At 59.5% G+C, this 22,178-nt stretch carries 21 protein-coding genes; 5 read left to right on the forward strand and 16 right to left on the reverse strand.

From position 1 onward, the window contains the following. The first annotated feature begins 108 nt into the window (after positions 1-108). Positions 109-1,026, forward strand: a complete 918-nt coding sequence (yedA, locus tag AC4HNJ_RS15635) for a drug/metabolite exporter YedA (protein WP_490480516.1) — start codon at positions 109-111, stop codon at positions 1,024-1,026. 41 nt (positions 1,027-1,067) lie between these two features. Here the strand turns inward: yedA and AC4HNJ_RS15640 are convergent, their stop codons facing one another. Genes AC4HNJ_RS15640 through AC4HNJ_RS15655 form a run of 4 tightly spaced genes read right to left on the reverse strand, consistent with a single transcriptional unit; the run spans position 1,068 to position 5,555 of the window. Continuing rightward, positions 1,068-2,387 (reverse strand): ABC transporter permease, encoded by a 1,320-nt coding sequence (locus AC4HNJ_RS15640; protein ID WP_490480517.1) that lies wholly within the window; start codon positions 2,385-2,387, stop codon positions 1,068-1,070. 11 nt (positions 2,388-2,398) lie between these two features. Further along, positions 2,399-3,562 carry an ABC transporter permease gene (locus AC4HNJ_RS15645; protein ID WP_490480518.1) on the reverse strand — a complete coding sequence of 388 codons (1,164 nt, stop codon included), beginning with the start codon at positions 3,560-3,562 and terminating at the stop codon, positions 2,399-2,401. 10 nt (positions 3,563-3,572) lie between these two features. Beyond that, entirely contained in the window at positions 3,573-4,259 is a 687-nt protein-coding gene (locus AC4HNJ_RS15650) for an ABC transporter ATP-binding protein (protein ID WP_490480519.1), read from the reverse strand. A gap of 60 nt (positions 4,260-4,319) precedes the next feature. Then, the gene (locus AC4HNJ_RS15655) at positions 4,320-5,555 is read right to left on the reverse strand and encodes an efflux RND transporter periplasmic adaptor subunit (RefSeq protein ID WP_490480520.1); all 1,236 of its coding nucleotides are present in this window, start codon (positions 5,553-5,555) and stop codon (positions 4,320-4,322) included. Positions 5,556-5,796: 241 nt separating this feature from the next. On the opposite strand from AC4HNJ_RS15655, the gene AC4HNJ_RS15660 reads away from it, so the two are divergent. The 3 genes from AC4HNJ_RS15660 to AC4HNJ_RS15670 all read left to right on the forward strand — a co-directional run bounded on the left by AC4HNJ_RS15660 (position 5,797) and on the right by AC4HNJ_RS15670 (position 8,505). Beyond that, entirely contained in the window at positions 5,797-6,483 is a 687-nt protein-coding gene (locus AC4HNJ_RS15660) for a fumarylacetoacetate hydrolase family protein (protein WP_490480521.1), read from the forward strand. A gap of 62 nt (positions 6,484-6,545) precedes the next feature. After that, positions 6,546-6,944, forward strand: coding sequence for a large-conductance mechanosensitive channel protein MscL (mscL, locus tag AC4HNJ_RS15665; protein WP_490480522.1), 399 nt, complete (start codon positions 6,546-6,548; stop codon positions 6,942-6,944). A gap of 115 nt (positions 6,945-7,059) precedes the next feature. Further along, positions 7,060-8,505, forward strand: a complete 1,446-nt coding sequence (locus tag AC4HNJ_RS15670; protein ID WP_490480523.1) for a M20/M25/M40 family metallo-hydrolase — start codon at positions 7,060-7,062, stop codon at positions 8,503-8,505. Positions 8,506-8,557: 52 nt separating this feature from the next. Here AC4HNJ_RS15670 and AC4HNJ_RS15675 read toward each other — a convergent pair whose 3' ends face one another. Further along, the gene (locus AC4HNJ_RS15675; protein ID WP_490480524.1) at positions 8,558-9,034 is read right to left on the reverse strand and encodes a MarR family winged helix-turn-helix transcriptional regulator; all 477 of its coding nucleotides are present in this window, start codon (positions 9,032-9,034) and stop codon (positions 8,558-8,560) included. A gap of 57 nt (positions 9,035-9,091) precedes the next feature. On the opposite strand from AC4HNJ_RS15675, the gene AC4HNJ_RS15680 reads away from it, so the two are divergent. After that, positions 9,092-9,613: an O-acetyl-ADP-ribose deacetylase gene (locus AC4HNJ_RS15680; protein ID WP_490480525.1), complete on the forward strand. Its 522-nt coding sequence runs from the start codon at positions 9,092-9,094 to the stop codon at positions 9,611-9,613. Here the strand turns inward: AC4HNJ_RS15680 and AC4HNJ_RS15685 are convergent. The 11 genes from AC4HNJ_RS15685 to AC4HNJ_RS15735 all read right to left on the reverse strand — a co-directional run bounded on the left by AC4HNJ_RS15685 (position 9,600) and on the right by AC4HNJ_RS15735 (position 21,943). Beyond that, positions 9,600-11,327 (reverse strand): BatD family protein, encoded by a 1,728-nt coding sequence (locus AC4HNJ_RS15685; protein ID WP_490480526.1) that lies wholly within the window; start codon positions 11,325-11,327, stop codon positions 9,600-9,602. The two genes, AC4HNJ_RS15680 and AC4HNJ_RS15685, sit on opposite strands and share 14 nt — an antisense overlap. Further along, positions 11,324-13,261 (reverse strand): tetratricopeptide repeat protein, encoded by a 1,938-nt coding sequence (locus AC4HNJ_RS15690; protein ID WP_490480527.1) that lies wholly within the window; start codon positions 13,259-13,261, stop codon positions 11,324-11,326. Before AC4HNJ_RS15690 ends, AC4HNJ_RS15685 begins: the two co-directional genes overlap by 4 nt. After that, positions 13,254-14,234, reverse strand: a complete 981-nt coding sequence (locus AC4HNJ_RS15695; RefSeq protein WP_490480528.1) for a VWA domain-containing protein — start codon at positions 14,232-14,234, stop codon at positions 13,254-13,256. The genes AC4HNJ_RS15690 and AC4HNJ_RS15695 overlap by 8 nt, the downstream gene beginning before the upstream one ends. Continuing rightward, a complete protein-coding gene (locus AC4HNJ_RS15700) occupies positions 14,227-14,736 on the reverse strand; it encodes a DUF4381 domain-containing protein (RefSeq protein ID WP_490480529.1) in 510 nt (169 codons plus the stop codon). The genes AC4HNJ_RS15695 and AC4HNJ_RS15700 overlap by 8 nt, the downstream gene beginning before the upstream one ends. Then, complete coding sequence (locus AC4HNJ_RS15705; RefSeq protein WP_490480530.1) at positions 14,733-15,656, reverse strand: DUF58 domain-containing protein; 924 nt, start codon at positions 15,654-15,656, stop codon at positions 14,733-14,735. The genes AC4HNJ_RS15700 and AC4HNJ_RS15705 overlap by 4 nt, the downstream gene beginning before the upstream one ends. A gap of 5 nt (positions 15,657-15,661) precedes the next feature. Next, entirely contained in the window at positions 15,662-16,657 is a 996-nt protein-coding gene (locus AC4HNJ_RS15710; RefSeq protein WP_490480531.1) for an AAA family ATPase, read from the reverse strand. A gap of 125 nt (positions 16,658-16,782) precedes the next feature. After that, on the reverse strand, positions 16,783-18,921 hold the full coding sequence (locus tag AC4HNJ_RS15715; protein WP_490480532.1) for a type IV pilus secretin PilQ: 2,139 nt from the start codon (positions 18,919-18,921) through the stop codon (positions 16,783-16,785). Between the two features lie 55 nt (positions 18,922-18,976). Continuing rightward, positions 18,977-19,510 (reverse strand): pilus assembly protein PilP, encoded by a 534-nt coding sequence (locus AC4HNJ_RS15720; protein ID WP_490480533.1) that lies wholly within the window; start codon positions 19,508-19,510, stop codon positions 18,977-18,979. Next, positions 19,507-20,172 carry a type IV pilus inner membrane component PilO gene (locus AC4HNJ_RS15725; RefSeq protein WP_490480534.1) on the reverse strand — a complete coding sequence of 222 codons (666 nt, stop codon included), beginning with the start codon at positions 20,170-20,172 and terminating at the stop codon, positions 19,507-19,509. The genes AC4HNJ_RS15720 and AC4HNJ_RS15725 overlap by 4 nt, the downstream gene beginning before the upstream one ends. Further along, the gene (locus AC4HNJ_RS15730) at positions 20,172-20,885 is read right to left on the reverse strand and encodes a PilN domain-containing protein (protein ID WP_490480535.1); all 714 of its coding nucleotides are present in this window, start codon (positions 20,883-20,885) and stop codon (positions 20,172-20,174) included. Before AC4HNJ_RS15730 ends, AC4HNJ_RS15725 begins: the two co-directional genes overlap by 1 nt. Beyond that, positions 20,885-21,943, reverse strand: coding sequence for a pilus assembly protein PilM (locus AC4HNJ_RS15735; RefSeq protein ID WP_490480536.1), 1,059 nt, complete (start codon positions 21,941-21,943; stop codon positions 20,885-20,887). Before AC4HNJ_RS15735 ends, AC4HNJ_RS15730 begins: the two co-directional genes overlap by 1 nt. Positions 21,944-22,178: the final 235 nt, after the last annotated feature.

A 22,178-nucleotide genomic window follows, 5' to 3' on the forward strand; every position in this document is an offset into this window, starting at 1 on the left:
CAGCGCATCTGCGTTTTGATCCGATATCAACATGGCCTTGCAAGGCTTTCGCTATGGCGAAACCTGCGGCCCCGGTATTGTGCAGACTTCGCCCCAACAGACATGCCAATGACCGAGTCCGCCACCAAGGCCGTTCCCGCGACAGATACGCAAACGCACGCAGGCAGGTGGATACCGATCGCCATGCTTGCGCTCTATCTCGTATGGGGCTCGACCTATCTCGCCATTCGCATCGCATTACAAAGCTATCCACCGTTCTTGCTTGCAGGTGTTCGCTTTGCCCTGGCAGGCTCGCTGTTGCTCGGCTACCTGACGTTGCGGGGCACACCCATGCCGACACTACGTCAATGGCGAAATGCCGCGTTTACAGGAATCTTGCTGCTGGGCCTGGGTAATGGTCTGGTGTGCTACGCGGAAGAGCGTGTCAGCTCTGGTATTTCGGCGGTGGCGGTGGCCAGCATGCCGCTGTTTGCTGCTGTTTTTACGGGCCTCTATCGCGAGTGGCCTTCGCGCCGGGAGGCAACAGGTTTGCTCATCGGCTTCCTAGGCGTCGTGGTGCTCAATTTCGGCAGTTCGCTCTCCACTTCGCACATCGGTGCGGCGGCTTTGCTGACCGCTGCGATCGCCTGGGCGTTCGGTTCGGTCTGGAGCCGCCGCCAGGACATGCCATCCGGCATGATGAACACGGCAGCACAAATGCTCTGCGGCAGCGCGGCCCTGCTTATCGGAGGATGGCTGGGTGGCGAAACGTTACCAGCGCATCCCACCCTCCACGCAACTCTCGCCGCCGGCTATCTGGTGGTGTTTGGATCACTCATCGCGTTCAGCGCGTACCTCTACGTACTCAAGCACGCACGCCCAGCGCTGGCGACCAGCTACGCCTACGTCAATCCACCGGTTGCCGTGCTGTTCGGCGTCATGTTGCTGGGAGAAAAAGTAGGACCGTATGACCTCGCAGGCATGGCCATCATCCTGATTGGCGTCGGCATCATTACGTTCGCCCGACAGCGGCAAGGGAATCGCTGAATGGTTCGGGCGCAGGTTTTCACCGGCGCCCGCCTTCTGCATCAGAGTTCTCGCAACGCCGTCGTCACAGGCAGACGCGCCGCGCGCACCGCCGGAAACAAGCCGCCAATAAAACCAATTGCCAATGCCCATTTCAGACCTTGCCAGAGCAGCGCGGGCGAAACGTGGAAAGCAAAGGTCAATTGTCCTACCGTTCCCGCCGCCATGGTCGATGCTGTGTAACCGTTGAAAATCAACCATGCGATCGCGCCACCAAGCACACCGCCAAGCAAGGCAAGCAGCATTGTTTCCAGCATGATCGCCACCACCACCGGCAGACCACGAAAGCCAATGGCGCGTAACGTAGCAATTTCGCGGGCGCGCGCGGCGACCGCGGCAAACATCGTATTCAGCGCGCCGAACACGGCACCGATCGCCATGATCAAACCTACCGTGATGCCCATGATGCGCATGACCTTGCTCATGCCTTCCGATTGCTTGCTGAAGTAATCCAGCGTGGTATCCACATCTACCTTCAAGCGTGGATCAGCGGCCAACGCGGCCTTGAATGCCGGGAATGCTTGGGGGTCAGTCAACTTCACTGTCACGGATGCCCGGCTGCTACCACGTCGATAGGTAGAGGCGACCGTATCGGCATCACCCCAGATCTCCGAATCCAACGCATCATTGGATGCGAATACACCGACGACAGTCCAGACCTGGTTGCCCAGCTTGATCTCGTGCCCAGGCACCAATCCGGCAAACTGGCGCTGCGCGCCCTGCCCTACGATCAATTCACGCATGCCTGGCGTGAACTTACGGCCGGCAGTGATCTTGATGTTGGGACGGACTGCCCACGCCTCATCGCCTACGCCGCGCAGTTGCACGCTGCCTTCATCGTCCGGTGACGTAGCGTTTTTGAGCGGCAGATTCGCCGCCACTACGATTTCGGGCGAAGCAATCGGCCTGCCCCGACTGTCGCGCGCAATACCTGGTGCTTGCGGCACGATCACGACGCTGTCGTGATCCATCACTGACATTACTTCACTCGCCGAGCCGCCACGCATCACGATCGCCGTATCGTCGCTGCCCGTCTTGCGCAAGGTTTCGGCATAACCCTGCCCCATGGCGAGCAGAGCCACCAGCACGCCCACCACGCCGGCAATGCCGATCACCACTACCGAAGACGAACCCAGGCGCTGACGCAGTGTGCTGACGCCCACTGCAGTCACCGAAGCTGCTTGCCTGCCTCGTCGTGACAACAGCATCCACAAAGCAAATAAGACGGCCAGTGCCAGCACAGCTGGCCAGGGCAAGACGGTCCAGATGACTAGGAAACACCCCAGTGCCAGCAACAGACCCAGGTTAAACAGAATGTTCATGAGCATGCTCCTCAGCGTCCTGCCAATGCATCGACAATGTTGAGCCGCATCGCTCGCCACGCAGGCAGAGCTCCCACGGCCAGCCCAATTGCCAACATCAGTGCGATGCCGAGCAACCAGCTGCCCGTTCCCACCGTCGGCAGGTTCAGCAGGCCCCCACTGCCGGCGCTGACACCCGGGATCAACAACGATGCCAGGGCAATACCAACCACGCCGCCGATCAACACCAACAGCAGCGATTCCGCCAATACCATGGCGAGCACGCCTCGATTGGAAAAGCCGATGGTCTTGAGCACTGCGAGTTCGGAGGTGCGCTCTCGCACCGCCTGCATCATGGTGTTGCCGGTAAGCAGCAGCAGCGTGAAGAACACCGCTCCCATGATGGAACCTACGATCAAACCAATATCTGCCAGCTGCTTCATCCAGGAGGCGGACGCAGCGGCTTCTGTCTGAGTGCGCGTTTCATGGTCGGAATTGGCAGACAAGGCATCGATCGCCCGCGCGACCTTGTCCGCCTCGTTTGCATTGTTCACGTTGACCACGTACCAGCCAACCTGTCCTCGATTGAACGGCGTGCCTTCGTCGAAATACTTCCAATGCATCAAGATGACCTGGTCGTACCAGCCGATGCTTTTGTCCTTCGCATGCATCACGCCGACGATATCGAACTTCCAATTCTTGCTGCCGTCGTGCTGAGGAAAAATAGTCGATTGCAGCGGTATTTGGTCACCCACCTTCCAGTGGTATTTGTCGGCCAGCACCTGGCCGACAAGGATGCCGGTCTGGGTCGTGGCAAAAGCCTTGCGCGCCTCATCGCTCACGGCGACTTCGGGATACTGATCCAGATAGTTATCACTCACGGCAAAACTGAATATCTGGTTGTGCGGATCCTGATAAGCCCCGCCAAACCAGTTCGCATAGGCCACAGACTTCACCCCGGGCACCTGCGCGATCTGTGTCTCCAGCCCCTGCGGCAGCGTCTCGATGAACGATAGCTTGGAGCCTACTTGCAAACGTCGCGCACCGTTGGCGCTTGCGCCGGCCTGATCGAACGACGTGCGTACTGCGTCGAGCATACCGAACAGAAGAAACGCGGCGGCAATGGAGACCAGGGTGAGAATGGTGCGTGTCTTGCGCCTGAATAGCGCAGCCCAAATTAGATGGAAATATTTCATCGATATCTCCTCAGGCCGTGACCTGCTCGACCAGCGTTCCCTTGTCGAGATGCAGGATGTGATCGGCGTACTCCGCTGCCTTGGGGTCGTGCGTCACCATCACGATGGTCTTGCCATGTTCGCGATTGAGCTGGCGTAGAAGACCCAAGACTTCTTCGGCCGACTGACGATCTAAATCACCTGTCGGTTCGTCGCAGACGAGCAAGGTCGGATCGGACACAATGGCGCGCGCAATCGCTACGCGTTGCTGTTGGCCGCCCGACAATTCACTCGGTTTATGCGAAGCACGTTCGGCCAAACCTACCAATTGCAACGCAATGGACGCATTTTTGCGGCGCTGCGCGGCAGAAAGCCTGGTCAGCAGGAGTGGCAGCTCGACATTCTTTTGCGCGCTCAGCATGGGCATCAAGTTGTAGAACTGGAACACGAAGCCCACATTGGAAGCGCGCCATCGTGCCAGTGCACTCGCGCCCAATTGATCGATGTGCTGACCCGCCACGGTGATGCTGCCGCCTGTCGGCGTATCCAGGCCGCCCAGCAAATTCAGCAGCGTGGTCTTGCCCGAGCCGGAAGGTCCCATCAACGCCAGGAAATCGCCCTCGGCGATATCGAGATTGATGTGGTGGAGCACTTCGACCTTCTGCCTGCCGCGCTCGTAGACTTTGGAAAGATCGCGAATTTCGATCAACGTACCCATGGCTACAACCTCCCGAGTGAAACTGTTATGGCCGTATCGCAACGCGACCGGCATACCTAATCATTGGGTTTCTACGCTTACGCTTGCGCCATCACGCAAATCGTCCGGCGGCGACAGCACTACCGTGTCGCCGGCGCTGATAGAGGCTGGAATCAGACGCATATCTCCGTAATCCTGCGGCGATGGCTGCACCGTCCGGCGTATCGCCTTTCCATCGACGACGATGAAAATGCTGTCATTACCGTCGCGTTTCACGACCGCCTTGGCCGGCACCAGCACACCCTTCGAGACTTGCACGGCAGCCGCCGGCTTGGTTTCAAGGAAAGACACGCGCACGCCCATGTCCGGCACGATGCGTGGATCCTTCTGCTCCAGTGCCACGCGTACTTTCACCGTCGCCTTGCCACGATCCGCAGCGGGCACGATGGCGATCACATGGGCAGGAATCTTCCAATCGGGATAAGCATCCAATACGGCCTCGGCCGGCATATCCGGTTTGACGCGCCCGATGTAGGCTTCATTGACGTCCACGTCCACTTCCAGTGAATCCATGTCGACGATGGTGCCTATGCCGGTACGCGTGAAGCCGCCGCCAGCGGAAAACGGCGAGATGATTTCACCGACTTGCGCATCCTTGGTGGTAATCACGCCATCAAATGGCGCTCGCACGGTGCAGTACCCATAATTGACCTGCGCCTCGACGACTTCTGCATCGGCAGCAACAGCCTGCTTTTGCTGTGAAATCAACTGAGCGCGGGTGCTATCGACAAGTGTGTGCGCCTGCTCGGCCACTTGCTTGGCAACCAAGCCTTGCTTGGCCAGGACATCGTCGCGAGCGGCATCACGCATGTTCTGCGCCAGCTGTGCCTGATACTGCGCGACCAATGCATGGGCCGCCTTGGCCTGAGCAATAGCTGTGTCCAACGCGGCTTTGTACTGACTGTCATCCAGCTTCGCCAGTATCTGACCCGCTTTGACGCGGTCGCCTTCTTCGATCAGCACCGCTGTCAACGTGCCGGTGATCTGCGCCGATACCGTAGCCTGGCGTCGTGCGGTGACATAGCCTGTTGCTTGTAGCACGGCACCTGCGGTGGGTTGACTGGACATCGCAACAGCCTGGGCGGTGTGCACGGGTATGGGTCGGTGATGCAACCACCACCAGCCCCCGGCAACCGCAGCTGACGCCAGGACGATAATGCCCACGCCCCATAGCCAACGATGTGCATGTCCGTCGCCATGATCCTCACGCTGATGGCGTTCGATACGAAGTGCCTTCAAGAGATCGCTATCGCTCACGCATCTTTCCCTTTGTCCCCGATGGGCGCACGATAACCGCCTCATGCGGGGCTCGCCACGTGCGGTCATCAGCCCTCGCCAATGACAGCTGTCATGTCCTACGACGTATGAGACACCGTTCGATCGACATGAAAGATGTACCCATTGGCACCCCTAATCGCCCATGGCGGACGCATCCCTCCCATACCTGCCATGGCATTCTTCCTGTCACCTGGCCTGGTATAGCTGTTACGCTCCGCGCATGCGCTACCTCATCGATCCCCCTGTCGTCCCCAGTATTCCTGTCATCGGAAGCGATGGCCGCTTCCCTATTCGCCGTGTGTTCTGCATCGGCCGCAACTACGCGGAGCACGCGCGCGAAATGGGCGCCAGCGTGGATACCTCGGCACCCATGTTTTTCTGCAAACCCGCCGATGCGGTGGTAACGGACGGAGCCGACGTTCCCTATCCGCAGGCGACCGCGGATCTTCACCATGAAGTGGAAATGGTGGTGGCGCTGAAAACAGGGGGCAGCCATCTGGATGCCGCGCAGGCCCTGCAGTCGATTTTCGGTTACGGTGTCGGACTCGATCTGACTCGCCGGGACCTGCAGGCCATCGCCAAGGCGAAAAGCCATCCGTGGGACGTCGCCAAAGCGTTTGATCATTCCGCGCCTGTCTCGGCGTTGCGAGTGGCCAGCGAAGCAACACCCCATGCGGATACGCGCATCAGCCTGCAGGTAAATGGCAGCCTGCGACAGCAGGGCAGACTTGGCGAGATGATTCACAGCGTCGCCAACATCATCGTGGCCCTCTCCGCATTGTTCGAACTGAAACCGGGCGACCTCATCTTCACCGGTACGCCGGCTGGCGTCGCCGCACTGCAACGCGGCGACCGCTTTCACGCGGAGCTTGAAGGCATCGCCATGCTGGAAGGGCAGATCGTGTGAAGCCCTTCTCCCGCATGCGTTAAAGTCATGCCGCCATTCCGGCACAACTCGGGAGACGACACATGAGCATGCTGCGGGAGTTCAAGGAATTTGCCATGCGCGGCAACGTGGTCGACATGGCGGTCGGTATCGTGATCGGGGCCGCATTCGGCAAGATCGTAACCTCGCTGGTCAACGACATCATCATGCCGCCGATCGGCTGGCTTACCGGCGGTATCGATTTTTCGGACATGAAGTGGGTGATCCGGCCGGCCGACAACAGCAATCCCGCCCATAAAATCCCCGAGGTAGCCGTTGCCTACGGCAGCTTCATCAATACGATCATCGCCTTCGTGATCGTCGCGTTCGCTATTTTTATCCTGGTCAAGGTCGTTAACCGGTTCCACACCAAGGCCGCTGCAGCAACCCCACCCGACGTTGCATTGCTGACAGAAATTCGCGATCTGCTGAAGAACAAGTAGCAAGCAGCGATCTGCAATCCCTACGTGGTTTGCCCTGGAAGCGAGGCATGACTTTCGGCCTAAGCACGACCTGATGCGCGCCCCATAATTCAGGATTCGTCATCAGGAGCTACCGATGCATCGCCCCTCCCTTACCTTGCTTGCTACCGGCTTGCTGCTGGCATCCGGATTTGCCAACGCCGCGGACGTGCCCACCACTATTCCTGCCGCCGCGGTGCAAACAGCCGAACAGTTGCGCGACAAGGCCATGCATGACGACACGGCCTACAAGATCGTCGAATCGCTGACCACGGAAGTGGGTCAGCGTCTGGCCGGTGGCGTCAACGACCCGCGTGCCCGCGCCTGGGCGATTGCCAAGTTCAAGGCGCTTGGCTTCGACAAGGTCTATACCGAGCCGGTGACGTATCCGTTGTGGGTGCGCCGCAGCGAGCATGCCGCCATCGTGGCACCTTTCCCGCAACCGCTGGCGCTTACCGCGTTGGGTTATTCCCCTGGCACGCCGAAAGGTGGTCTTACCGCACAGGTTGTGCAATTCGCCAATCTGGATGCCTTGAAGGCAGCGGATCCGGCCAGCGTGAAGGGCAAGATCGTCTATATCGGCGAGCGCATGCAACGGTACAAGGACGGCCGCGACTACGGCCGCATCGGCTCGCCGATTCGCATGCAAGGGCCCGTGATCGCCCAGGCGAAAGGCGCGGCGGCCTTCCTATTGCGCTCGGCCGGTACGGATGCCGATAGCCGTACGCCGCATACAGGCGTGACCGGCTTTACCGATCCCGCCAAATCGATCCCTGCCGCGGCCCTGTCCAACCCGGATGCCGATCAACTTGAACGCGTGCTTGCCTACGGCAAGCCGGTCACCGTAAGGCTGGACCTGGACTGCGGCATCGTTGGCCAGTACACCGGTGCCAATGTGATTGGCGAGATCACTGGGCGCAAATACCCTGACCAAGTGGTTGCAATCGGGGGTCATCTCGATTCCTGGGATCTGGGCACTGGTGCCATCGACGATGGCGCCGGCGTAGCCATCGCCGCTGCGGCAGCCAAACTGATCCATGATCTGCCGCAGCGTCCTGATCGCACCATCCGGGTGATTGCGTTCGCCAATGAAGAAATGGGCCTGTGGGGTGGTCGTGCTTACGCCGCGAAACATGCCACCGAAGTGAGCAAGTTCCAGTTGGGGACGGAATCAGACTTTGGTTCTGGCCCGGTGTGGCGAATGAGTGCCAGCGTGAAACCCGAAGCACGCGGCGCGATCGAACAGATCGCCAAAGTACTCGCGCCGATTGGGGTGAGCTATGACACCAAGCGCCCCGGCGGTGGCGGTTCCGATCTCTCGCAGATGCATGGCAAGGGCATGGCGGCGTTGAGCCTGGCGCAGGACGGTACGCACTACTTCGATTGGCATCACAGTGCCAACGACACACTGGACAAGATCGATCCGCGGCAGCTGGCGCAAAACGTAGCGGTGTACGCGGCCTTCGCGTACATGGCGGCAGAGGCAAATGGCGATTTCGGTTCTGCGCCTGGCGCCTTCGCCCACGACGGTGCGGAAGAGTAACGAAAGCGCTTCGGTTATTCGAACAAAGGCGGCCACGGCCGCCTTTGTTTTTTTATGCGGCGCTGTCTTCGTCCTGCTCGGACGGTGTTTCGGAGGCGTCGAGCGATTGCAGGTTTTCCTTCAGGCGGGTCATCACTTCCATCGCCTGGGATAGCTCTTCGTAAGTGATACCCGTAGTACATTCGCGACGAAGATCGCGGGCGATACGTTCCATATCGTCAATCACGCCGCTGGCCTGGGCAGTGGTGTAGAGACGCCATGCGCGGCGATCTTTCGGATCTGGCCGGCGCTCCACAAAACCCGCGGCCTGCAGGCGATCAATGACGCGGCCCACGGCGATCGGTTCCATTTCCAGGAACTCAGCGAGTTCCGTCTGCCGCAAGCCCTCCCGGTGATACAGCACCTTGGTGGCTCGCCACTGTGCACGCGTCAAGCCGAATTTCACCGCTCGGCGGTCAAAATGCTTGCGGAACAGCAGCGTAATGTCGTTCAGCAAGTAACCGAAGGAAATGTCTTCCGTCTTTGCCATGATGCGCAATGCTCACTTGTCACATTGCTCAAGCATAAGCCGAAACGGGCTGAACCAATGCCTATCGCCGTCATCACCGCCGATCTGACCCAGCTCGCGCTGGATGCCATCGTAAATGCCGCTAATCCCTCTTTGTTAGGTGGGGGCGGGGTGGACGGTGCCATTCACCGCGCGGCCGGGCCAGCCTTGCTGGAGGCCTGCAAGGCTTTGCCAGAAGCAGCCCCGGGCATCCGCTGCCCTTCCGGAGAAGCCCGCCTGACTCGCGGCTTTGCGCTCCCAGCACGGTATGTCATCCATACCGTGGGGCCGGTGTGGCATGGCGGCCAACGAGGAGAAGCGGAACTGTTGGCGCGATGCTACCGGTCATCCATGGCCCTCGCCTCGGAACATGCGCTGCAACGCATCGCCTTTCCGGCCATCAGCTGCGGCATCTACGGCTATCCGCCCGACCAGGCGGCCCATGTGGCGATCGCTGCAGTGCGCGAAGCCTTGGTCGTGCATCCCCAGCTCGACGTGCAACTCTGTTGCTTCGATAGCCGCATGTCCGCCGTTTGGCAGGCCGCGCTCAGTCAAGCTTGAAGGGATAAAGCGGTGGCAACGGTGAATCGTGCGTAGCAGCATCCTCGTGACGCCACACAAAACCTTTGGCAAAGACTGCGGCAAGATCGAACTTATCTTCTCCATGCATCGCCGCGTATTGCTGTCGCTGCAGTAGCTCGATGGCGCTGCGTTGCTCGGGCGATGCCAAAGCATCGGCCAGCTGGCCGAGCGTTCGCAAACCAGGCCGCTCGGCATTGGCCCACGCCAACAGACTGCGTGCCTGAGCCGCTCGATCGTTGCCCTTCGCCGCGTCCAGAAATGCCTGGCGCAGAGCACGTTGCGAATCTGGCGCACGTTGAAGCACCGCTGTAGAAGGCCTCTTTTTGCGGCGCCTGTACCACCAGCCGAACAAGCCCGCGCTGATCAGCCACAAGGCAATACTGCCAATAGCCACCCAGCGCCAACGAGTCTGTAAAGGAGATGATAGAACGACCTGCGCAGGTATTGGAGCACTGGCTATCGCGGAGGACGGAATACTGCTTGGTGCTTGTGTGCCTGAGGCGGATCCTGCAGGCGCATTTGCTGCAGCCATGACTGTAAGCGTATGCGCCGGCAACGTGGTTACCCGCTTCTGCCCACTTTGCACGTCGTACCACGTCAGCGTTGTCGCCGGAATGGTCAATGTGCCGGGATGCTGCGGGAAGATTGCAAAGCTGCGTTCGCGACGCCCTGTCAGCCATTGCCCATCGTCATGTGTGCTATCGACGGTTTGATCCGGGTAAATCGTGGCACCGTCGATGGCTGGCAGGCTCGGCTCTGGTAGAGCATCAGCGGGCAGCCCCTGTGCCTCTACACTCATACGCAGATTAAGTGGCTGGCCTACGGCGACCTTGCCATCACTTGGGAAACCTTCCAGGCTCAATGTCAGCGAACGCGCTGGCAACCACTCCGTTTTACCCCAATCGGATGGGATCGCTTGTACATCGATCGCGACGGCGGGCGAGTCGGCCGTGACGGGTGTTGTGTTACCGAACAAACCGCCTGGCCCAAAGAAATTTCCTGGATCGTTTGGATTGCCCGGGTCGACTGCCTCGCCCTGAAACTCGATCGAAGGCACCGACAAGGTTCCGGCATGCTGCGGAATCAGCGCATAACGGCGCTCGATGACGTGATAACGCCGACCATTGCGCTCGACGTCGTAGTCGGTATCGCCACCGAGTTTTCGGATATCCGCTCCATCAATATGAGGATCGGCGAGGCTTCCGCTGTTGAGATTGACGTCGAAGAAAAGCCGCACCGTGTAGAGCAGTTGCTGGTCGACATAAGCATGGTTAGCACTGGCCGATGCCTCGACAAAAACATCTTTGTTGCCGGCCGCCTGTGTGGACGTATCAGGCGGCCCGACGTGAAGCGTCAGCGGTTGCGTCTGGCTGCCGGCTACCGTCAGCGACGGAATCTGCAGATCGCCGGCATGCTTGGGACGTAAGGCCACCCCGATGATCAGTTCGGCAGTCTGCTGACCATTGACGATGCTCAAGGTGCTATTGGTCGAAGTACCCAATACCTCGAAGTCTTGATCGAGCGCGCTCAGATCGGGGGTGCTGGCATTCATGGCACCGTTGATGCGCAGGTTCAAGGTCACGGTTTCACCGAGCCGGACGTCGTTGCGATCCAGCGATGCCTGCACACTGGCCGCCCAGGCGCTGCTCCATGGCAGCAGCAGACAAAACAGCAATAGCCAGCGGTACTTCATGGCTGGTCTCCTCCGACCGGTTGCGCTCCCATGCGTTCACGGTATTCAAGTTCAAATTTTCGTCGCAGCAAAGCGCCTGGATCATCCGGCACTCGCTGGAGGTCGCGACGAACATCGCTCGGCAGCTTCGACAGGGGATCGTCGCTGTCCTCGACGCCAAGCTCGTGCGCGGGGGTTTTATCGGTATTCTTTCGCGAAGCTGCCAGCGCCTTGTCCATTTGTGATTGCAATGCTTGCTGAGCTTTGGCCGTTTGCGCCTGATCGGTGCTGGAAGCGGGTGTTGGCGATAGTTTGGATGCGTCTTGTCCAGCGCTTGAATTCAAACCGTGTTGGGTGTCCTGATCTTGCTGAGGATTCGCAGCGGCCGAATTCTGCGATCCATTTTTTTTCGCGTTGCCGGACTGGTCCTCGTGTTGTCCCTGACTGTCTTGTCCTTGGCCACTCTTATTCGGCTCACCCTGCCCGGCATTTTTCTGCTGCCCGGCGGATTGGCCATTCTGACCATTCTGCTTTTGCTGACCGCTTTGCCCGCCCGACTTCTGTTGTTGTGACGAGGGTGATTTTTGCTGCTGGCGCATCGCTTCTTCGACGATCTTGCGATTGGTGCGCGCATCGTTGTTGCGCGGGTCGAGTTGAAGCGCGTGATCGTATGCCTTGATGGCTTGGGGATAGCGTCCCAGTTGCGCCAGCGCATTCCCCAGGTTGTATTGCGCATCTGCGCCTTTGGCCTGCTGAAGTGCTTGCACAGCCGATGCATAATCCTTCGCACGATAGGCGGCGGCACCACGCCATGCCGGATCTTGCGCCAGGCGCTGCGCTTCGGCGGCGTGCCCCTCCTTTAATGCCGCGGCGGCTTGTTGATCGGGACGCCGCCACCAGTCCGGCCAGCCAGTGGCCTTGACGGTCGTTGGCAATAGCAACGGCAACACCACCCACGGCAAGAACAACACCCAGCCACGCCGGAATGCCATGACCACGACCAGCAGCAGTGGCATAAGCAGCCACGGCCCCTCGTCCTGCCATGCATCACTGCTTACCCCGCGTACGGCGTGGGTACTATGCGGCGACTGCAATTCGGTGTGCAACGCGGCAATGTCACTGCCATTGTCTGTCATCGCTACGTAACGGCCTGAACCGGCTTCCGCCAGTGCACGCAAGTCGTCATCCTTGCGGCGAGCAATAACCATATTGCCCTGATCATCGTGCAGGAAACTGCCATCACCTTGCGGCACCGGTGCACCTTGCGACGTACCGATACCCAGCACAGAAACGCGCACGCCGGACGCTGCAGCAGCACGCCCCGCGGTTTGTGCTGCGGTATCGGCGTCATCCGTGATCAGTACGATCGAGCCATGGCTCAGTTTGGCATCCCGGATCAGTTTCACGCCTTGCTCGATCGCTTGTGCAGCGTTGTCGCCATCGACCGGCATGACATCGGGGCTCATCGCATCGAGCAGGCTATCGAGACTATGAAAATCGCTCGTCAGCGGTGCCACCACGAAAGACTGCCCCGCATAACCGATCAAGGCATTCATGCCATCGCGATTTGCGGAAAGCAGATCATGTGCCTTGTACCTCGCGCGTTCCATCCGGTTAGGTGGCACATCCGCTGCGAGCATATGGCGCGACAGGGAAATCGCCACGACTTGCGCGGCGCGATCGGCAAACATCGGTTGCGCGATACGGCTCCAGGTGGGGCCGGCCATCGCCAATACAGCCAGGGTCCATCCCAACGTCAGCAACCCCGAAGGCAGGCGAGTATGCCGCGCATGACCGCTTACCAGGTGAGGCAGCAGTTCTGGATCTACCACCTGCTTCAAGGCTCGCTGCAATGGGTCGCTGCGCCACCCCAGCCACGCGAGCAGGGGGAGCGCCAACAAACCCAGCAACCACCACGGCTGCAGGAAATGGAATTGACGAAGGGCTTCACTCATAAGCCGAGCCCCGCCACCGCGACCAGAGCATACCGAGTGCCAGGCACAGCATGCCTACGACAAGTGGCACGCGAAACAATTCGTGTCGCAAGCGGAAGGTGGGACCACGCTGTGGCATGGGCTCCAAGGCATCGATCGCGCGATAAGCATCGGCTAACTGATCACCATCCGTCGCGCGATAAAACTGGCCGCCGGTTTCATGCGCGATGTAGGTGAGCATGTTCGCGTCCAGGTCGGCCGAGGGATTGATCACGCTGTTCCCAAAGAAGCCGGGAACCGTCATGCGAGTCGCGCCGACGCCGATGGTATAGATGCGCACGCCAGCAGCCTTGGCTGCGCGCGCGGCTTCCCGCGGCGAGATACTGCCGGAGTTGTTTACACCATCTGTCAACAAGATCAGGACGCGAGCCTGCACCGGCAACGCCGCCAGGCGCTTCACGGCTACAGCAATGGCATCGCCGATAGCCGTCTCGGTACCAGGCAGGCCCACCGCTGCACTCTGCAACTGCGCTCGAACGGCGTTGAGATCGTAAGTAAGCGGCGTAACGAGAAACGCATGCGTACCGAACAGCACCAACCCGAGTTCATCACCGCTACGACGCGAAATAAAGTCGCTGGCAATCGCCTCCACGGCGTCGAACCGACTCAATGACTGACCGCCCAGTTGCATGTCGGGGGTCTGCATGCTGCCGGAGAGATCGACGGCCAGCATCATCGCGCGTCCACTATGCATATTGGCTTGCGGCGGGCCGATAAGTTGAGGTCTCGCCGCAGCAACAAGCAGACTCAGCCATCCCAGTGCCAGCAGCCAGAAGGAAGCACGACGCGCGGTCGCTTTATATTCGCTTGCCGTCCACGTGAGTGAATAAGGCAATCGCAATGCCTGCCCGGGTGAATCCGGTTTGAGCGCACGCCAGACCAGCCATGGCAATGGCAACAGAAAGAACATCCAAGGCCACGCGAAGTCAGGCATGTCCGACCTCCGCACCCAGCTTTTTGGAGTGGCGTATTGCCGCCAACACCCAACGCCGGGCGGCGGCCTCCACGGCATGGCGATCGAATGGCGCATGCGGCTGATACATGCGTGCTTCCAACGTCATCAATACATCCAGCGTTGCTGCGTCCACCGGCACCTTTGCCAGCGCGTCTCGCCACGATTCACCCTGCAGGTGATGTGCTTCCGCGGCATAACGGCGAGTCATACGGCGCAAAAATTGATGCACGGCGGAAGCATAGACTGCCTCATCCCCATGGCGCACAGTCAACTGCTCAAGTTCAGCGAGCATTTTTGCCTGCTGCCGCTTTCGGTACCGCACCCGGCGATAAAGCATCAGTGCCACGGCGACCGAGGCCAGTACCATGCACAACACTACCCACCACCCTGGAGCCAAGGGCCACCACGATGGATTCGGCGGCAGATGGATATCGCGCAATGGCAGGCCACCTGAGGCTTGCGGATAAGCCATTTTGCTCATCGCCGGCCTCCCGCATCCCGCAGCAGGGCAGCCAGCGCATCCAACGGATCAGCTGCCGTGTCGATGAGACGATAGGGAATGCCCAGCGCCGTTGCCATGGCAACCAGGCGGCGATGACCTGCTGCAAGCTTCTCTTGAAAATCGTCGCGCTGGCGCTTGGACTGCAGAATCAAACGATGACGTTCACCACCCTGTTCGACAGGGTAGGTGCCCGCCGGTATCGGTTCGCACTCAATGGCATCAACGACAATGAGAATGCGCACAGCCGTATGCCGCATCATTTCGATCAAGCGACGATGAGCAGCCTCATCGCTGCTTTGCCCATCGCTTATCAGTAGAACGCGATTCGCTCCGTGCCGGAGTTTGATCACTTGCGCCAGCGCCTGTGAAAGCGGTTCGGCTTGCGTTGGATAGAGCGTATCCCCTTGCGCCAAGGCACCACACACATCCAAAGCACCACGCACGCCGCCACGTGGACGTTGCAGATAACCGTTTTCACCAAACGCCATCAGTCCAACACGCTCTCCTGCTTTGATGGCGTACCACGCTGCCATGGCGGCGCTACGGGCCGCCTGCACCGACTTGAAACGTGCACGCGTGCCAAAGCGCATGCCGGGATGTTGATCGAGCAGGATCAGTAACTGCCCTTCCCGTTCTTCCTGAAACAGCTTGGTATGCAGCCGTCCACTGCGTGCGGTAAGCCGCCAATCCAGCCGCCGCACATCGTCACCGGGTTGATAGGCCCGGGATTCCGCGTAATCCATGCCGCGACCATAGAGACGGCTGGAATGTGTACCCACCCGGGTCGCGCGGCTGTCCTGCGGTGGCAATCGCAACCGCGCCACGCGGGCACGCAAAGCAATCAGCTCGGCAAGGGAAACATGGACGCGTCCATCTCCATCAACTTGATTCGATGTCACGGCGCTCACGGCAACGGAACAAGATCCAGCAGGCGATGAATCACTTTTTCGCTGCGGATGCCTTCGGCTTCGGCTTCGTAGCTCAGCAACACGCGATGCCTCAGTACCTCGTATACGATGGCATGCACATCTTCGGGCAGCGCGAAATCGCGACCGCTCAACCAGGCATGCGCACGGGCGCAACGGTCCAGGGCAATCGTCGCGCGTGGGCTGCCACCCCAGGCAATCCAGCGTTTTAGCTCCGGACCGTAGCGTCCGGCATCGCGCGTCGCCAATACCAATTGTGTTATGTATTGCTCCAAAGCCGGCGCAATATGCACGGCCATAACTGCTTCGCGCGCAGCAAACACCTCTTCTTGGGTGACGACCGCTTCGATAGAGGGCACGTGATGCGCAGGCTTGGTCGCTTGCTCGCGCGCAAGACGCAGAATGGCCAATTCAGCCGCAGCGTCTGGATAGCCAATCGTGACATGCATGATGAAGCGGTCCAGCTGCGCTTCGGGCAATGCGAAGGTGCCTTCCTGTTCGATGGGATTTTGCGTCGCCATCACCATGAATAGCTCGGGCAAGTGCCAGGTATTACGCCCTACCGTGATTTGACGCTCGGCCATCGCTTCCAGCAACGCCGACTGCACCTTGGCCGGCGCGCGATTGATTTCATCGGCGAGCACGATGTTGTGGAACAACGGGCCACGCTCGAATTCAAAGGCTCCTGACTGCGGGCGGAACACGTCGGTGCCGGTAAGATCCGCGGGCAATAAATCCGGCGTGAACTGGACACGATGGAAATCCGCGTCGATACGCGTCGCAAGGGCCTTCACGGCGGTGGTCTTGGCAAGTCCGGGAGCGCCTTCAACCAGTAGATGACCGTCCGCAAGCAAGGCGATCAACAGACAATCAATAAGCCGAGGTTGGCCGATGATCTGCTGCCGCAAATCGTCACGGAGACGAGAAAAGGCTTGCTGCAGATGCCCGGACGCGTGGGCTTGTGGCATATCCATCCGAAAATCCTGTACTGCTTGGTGCCGGTGAGACCGCAAACGGGCCGAAAAGTTTGGCAAGAAGCCATCCTAAACAAAAAAGGGCGGCACGTGGCCGCCCCTTCTATGCCGTAGGAAGTACTGCACTATTGCAAACTGTCGCTCAGGATACGCGGTGTCACGAAGATCAACAGCTCGTCCTTGTCGTTGATGCGCTGCGTACTACGGAAGAGGAAGCCCAGACCCGGGATATCGCCTAGCCCCGGAACCTTGGAAACGGAATCCGTCCGGCTGACTTCGTAGATGCCGCCGAGCACTACAGTCTGTCCGTTGTCGACCAGTACCGATGTGTTAAGCGAACGCGTGTCGATGACCGGCACCTGGCCACTACCTGGCACGGTGATGTAGTGATCGAGCGAATCCTTGTTCACGTTGATAGCGAGGAAGACCCGGTTATCCGCCGTGATCGTCGGCGTCACCTTCAACTCAAGCACCGCATCCTTGAAAGCCACCGTTGCGGTTCCGCTTAGACCGCCGCCACCGGCACTGTTCTGATAGGTGACGTAGCCAATCTCCTGACCTTGCCGAATGTCCGCTTCTTGCTGATTGGCGGTAATCACGCGCGGACTGGAAACCAGCTGGCTGCGCCCCTCGGCCTGCGCTGCCGAGAGCTCAAGGTCAAGCGCGTAGTTCTTGCCGAGGATGGCCGCCGCAAGCGTCGATGCCGTACCGGTAGTGGGGCTTGCAGGCAGGTTCACATTGAGACCGTTTGCGACGCCCGTGGTCGCTGCAGTACTACCTATCTGCAAAACTTGCCCACTTGGATTGGTCTGGCTCCCGCTGACGCCCCAACGCACGCCAAGATCCCGCTCGAAATCGTCCGTCGCAATCACGATGCGCGACTCGATCAATACCTGTTGTACGGGGCGATCGAGCTCCGCTACCAGCTTACGCAGCTCAGCCGTTTTTTCAGCCGTATCGTTGATCAGCAGCGTGTTGGTACGTTGGTCGAACGTCACACTACCGCGCGGGGAGAGGAAGCCGCGATGCTGGCTGGATTCACCGGAACCACCGCCACCGCCACCAGCGATGCTCTGCATGCTACCCGTGGTGAGCAGCTTGGCGATGTCCGACGCTTTGCCATAGCTGATGGGAATATAAGTCGTGATCAGCGGCGCCGTATCCTGCGCTTTGAAGCGTGCATCGGCCAGGCTTTGCTCGTAGTCCGCCAACTCCTTCTGCGGTGCGATCCAGATCACGTTGCCGTCGCGGCGCTTGTCCAGGTCTTTGGCACGCAGAATCACATCCAGTGCCTGATCCCAAGGCACATTGACCAGGCGCAGCGTCACGCTACCGCCCACCGTGTCGGAGGCCACCAGGTTCAAACCAGAAACATCCGCCAGCAGCTGCAATGCCGATCGCACCGGGATGTCCTGAAAATTGAATGTTACGCGGCTACCGGTATAAACAGGTTGTGCTTCGGAAGCGGGATTGGTGTTGTTCGCGCCTTGCTTCTTCGGCGTCACTTCAACGACGTACTGATTGCCCGCCTGGTACGAAGATGTCTCCACGCTTCCGCTGAAGGCGATATCGATGTGCACGCCGCTCGGCGTTGCATGCGGCGAGATGGATTGCACCGGCGTGGCGAAATCAAGCACATTCAATCGCTGCGCCTGGCTGGAAGGCAGTCGCGCATTGCTGATGTCGACTGCAACCGTGTCGCCCTCGCGACGCATGTTGCCAGTCGCACCGGGTCCACTGAAATTGATCAGCACCCGACCCGATCCATTGGCGCCGCGCTGGAAATCGATATTGGTGATGGCCGGCCCGTTCATCGCAGACGGAAGGGCCTTGGACGGATCGATGGTGGCGGCGGTGGTCACAGGCTGCGTTTGCATGCCGTTATTGACGACCAGCACCAGGCTGTTGCCCTCGACGCGAGACTTATACGAAGACGGCTGCAACAGTTCGACCACGACACGCGTACGGCCACCTGCCGATACTGCCGACACACCCGATGTAGTGCCCACGCCGATATCCTGATGACGTGCCGCGTCGTTCGCCGTATTGGCAAAGTCGATCGCGATGCGCGGCGGATTGTCGGTAGTGAAGATGCTGGGCTGCGGAACCTGGCTGTTGTCGAAGTTCATATGCAGCTCGACCTGGCCACCGGGCAAGGTCTTGTAGGTGATGTCCTGCAGCGTGCTCGCCGCAGCAGCGGCAGTGGCCCATATGGCCGTCCCCAGGACCAACACGGTGATCAGGCAACGTCTGGCCAGGTGCATGGCTCGGCTCCGGACTGGTTTGATTGAATTCGTCATTGCATCAGCCCCTGTATTCCTATTTCGCGCTGAGCGCGATGCTTGCCGGACGTTCCATCCAGCCGCCATTGCCATTGGAAACCAGTTCGACCAGATCGACTTTGTCAGCGGAAACCGCTGTGACACGGCCGTAGTTCTCACCCATGTACTCATTCGTGTGCACGCGGTGAATCACACCGCCAGGGTCTTTGATCAACGCCTCCATCGTGGAACCGCTACCGATCGTGCCCACCATCCTCAAGCTGTCCAGCGAGAATGCTTCGAGCGGCTCGCGCGGGCGCCCTGCATCCGGACGAGGACCGCTGTTCTCGTTCAGCTCATCCTCACTGGGACTGAAGGGATCGCGTTTGTCCTGGTCGGTATAGGTGAATGTCTCGAACGTCCTGATCACGGGCAGCGGCGGAATGGGTGCGCCACGTTTGGCCTTCTGTTGTGCGACCCAGTCACGCAGATCGGACATCCCGCGGGTGCAGCCACCAAGCAACAGCGCTGCAGCGATCAGCAGGGACAGCTTCGCCAAACGGGTAGGCTTCATGGCAGTCATGACCCTCATTTCCGCCTCCCTGGTTTTCTCGCTTTGCTGTTCGCCTCTGCCGTTTCCGAGTCATCGAGATAGCGATACGTCTTTACTGTGCCTTGCAGCACCAATAACTGATTTGCGCCGGGTTCGGCGCCCTTGCCGGGCGGATTCAGTGGTGTCAACGACACATCATGCATGGTGAGGATCACCACGCGTGGCAATGAAGCGACGCCACTGATGAACGTACCGAATTGATGGTACGTGCCAATCATCTTCAGCTGGATCGGCTTCTCCGCATAGAAGTCCTTCGGGATTTCGGTTCCAGGCTGGAATAGCTCCTGCTGCAAACCCGCGGCCAATGCCGTTTGTGACACATCAACCAGCAATTCCGGCATCTCCGTCTTGCTGGGTAGCTGGCGCAGCAGCTGCCTCAACATGTCCTTCATTTCATCCAGCTGCTGCTGGAGTGCTTCCAGGTTGACCGATTTGGCCTGCTTTTCCGTGAACTCCTGCTTGAGCTTCTCTTCCTTGCCGGCCAGGTTCTGGAGCGTGTCCTGCTGATCGCTGATGACGACGTACCAGCCGACAAACAAAATCACCAGAAAGAGCAGCACGGTAAAAAACGACTTGACCGATTTTGGCCAGCCGCCGATGTTGTTGCGATCAAGGCCGCGCAGATCGTCGAGAAGTTTCATTACTTCGCCCCTCCCGTGACCGTCATGCCACTCGGTTTGGCCGGTGCATGCGCTGTTGCGGGGGGTGTCACAACCGGCTTGTTGGCCTGTGACGTCGCGTGAGCTGCCGGAGCTTTGGTGCTTGAGGACGCTGGCACCAGGATAGATTCCTGCCCATTGCCACCGTCGTCCTTGGGTTTCTGCAAAGTGACCGTCAACCCGAATTTGTAAGGCATGCGCGACCCGTCATGGCTATTTTCGGTCTTGCTCAGATCCGCCTGCCCCATCCACGGAGACACCTCGATGTTACGCATGTACTCGGCGACGCTGGCGTTGGACTGCGCCACACCATCAAGCACCATCCTGTCTCCTGCCTGCTTGATCGACGTCAAACGCGCGCTTCCGGGAATGGTTTTCACCAATTCATCGAACAGATGCACCATTTGGGAACGGTTGGCCTGCAGCTGCTCGATGATTTGCTTGCGCGCGAGCAACTGTGCGCGCACTTTTTCCAGATCGTTGATTTTGGTGAGCCGCACATCGAGCTGTTTGATCTGATCTTGCAGGTAGGCGTTGCGCTCGTTCTGGTTATCGACGCGCATCCCCATCCAGAAGCCCCACAGAAACAAGACGCCGATTGCCGCTACTACGGCGGCGCCAAGCTGCATGAAGAACTCGCGCTGGCGAATCTTGCGACGCTCTGTGCGCCATGGGAGCAGGTTGATGTGTGCCATCAGTCGAAACTCCTCATGGCGAGCCCGACCGCAATCATCAACGCCGGCGCATCCTGGGTCAGCGACTGCGCCTGCACCCGGCTGGACAGCGACATGCGCGCCAACGGGTTAGCTACGACGCAAGGCAGCCCCAGTTGTTCCTCCAGCATCGAATGGATGCCCTCGATCGAAGCACAGCCACCGGCCAACACCACTTGGTCGACCTTGCTGAACTCGCTACCGGCATAGAAGAATTGCAGCAATCGGCTGATCTGCTGCACGAGGGATTCCTTGAAAGGCTGCAGCGCTTCGGTCTCGTAGGACTCCGGCAGGCCGCCCTTGCGTTTGGCCCGTCCGGCTTCCTCATAGGACAGGCCGTAACGGCGCATGATTTCGTCGGTAAGTTGTTTGCCGCCAAAAACCTGCTCGCGCGAATAAATCGTGCGCTGATTCTTCAGCACGGACAGCGTAGTCATGGTGGCGCCGATGTCTACCACTGCCACCAGCGCGTCACGGCCCACGTTCAACTGGTCGGCGATCAGCGTGAAAGCGTTCTCCATCGCGAAGGCTTCGACATCGATCACTTGCGCGGTGAGGCCGCCGAGATCCAGGGCAGCGACGCGCATATCCACGTTTTCGGTGCGCGAAGCGGCCAGCAATATATTGTTCATCTCGGGGTTGTCGCGAACTGGACCGAGCACTTCAAAATCGAGACTGACTTCCTCGATGGGATAAGGGATGTACTGGTTAGCCTCGACCTGGATCTGTCCTTCCAGATCTTCATCGGACAGTTCGGCCGGCATCGGGATAATGCGGGTAATCACGGCCGAACCTGCTACCGCAGCCGCTGCGTGCTTCACCTTTGCGCCCGAACGGGCAAGCGCACGGCGTACTGCCTCGCCGACTGCCTCTACCTCGACAATATTTTTTTCGACGACGGCATTCGGGGGCAGTGGCTCGATCGCATAGTGTTCCACGCGATAGCGGCCTCCGGTCTGGCTGAGTTGCAGCAGCTTGACGGCGGTCGAGCTGATGTCGACGCCTACCAGCGGCGGCTTCTTGGGTGTGAAGAGCCCCACGATGATTCCCCCTTGACCCCTGGCGCTTCCGCCAGATACTGGCAGGATTGCCGGGCCATTAGATCGAAAAATTAACGCAATAGCAACGGCCTACACGATCTTCTTCGAGACCTTTGGCGTGATGGCCGGCACATTTGGACCAATCCGCCAGGTGGGCTGATTAAGGTTTTGATAATCCGCTGCTGATGCTGTCCATACTGCTACATCTATACTCTGGGCTGTTTTGACTTAGGTC

It is taken from the genome of Dyella sp. SYSU CM1112, from assembly GCF_058216415.1.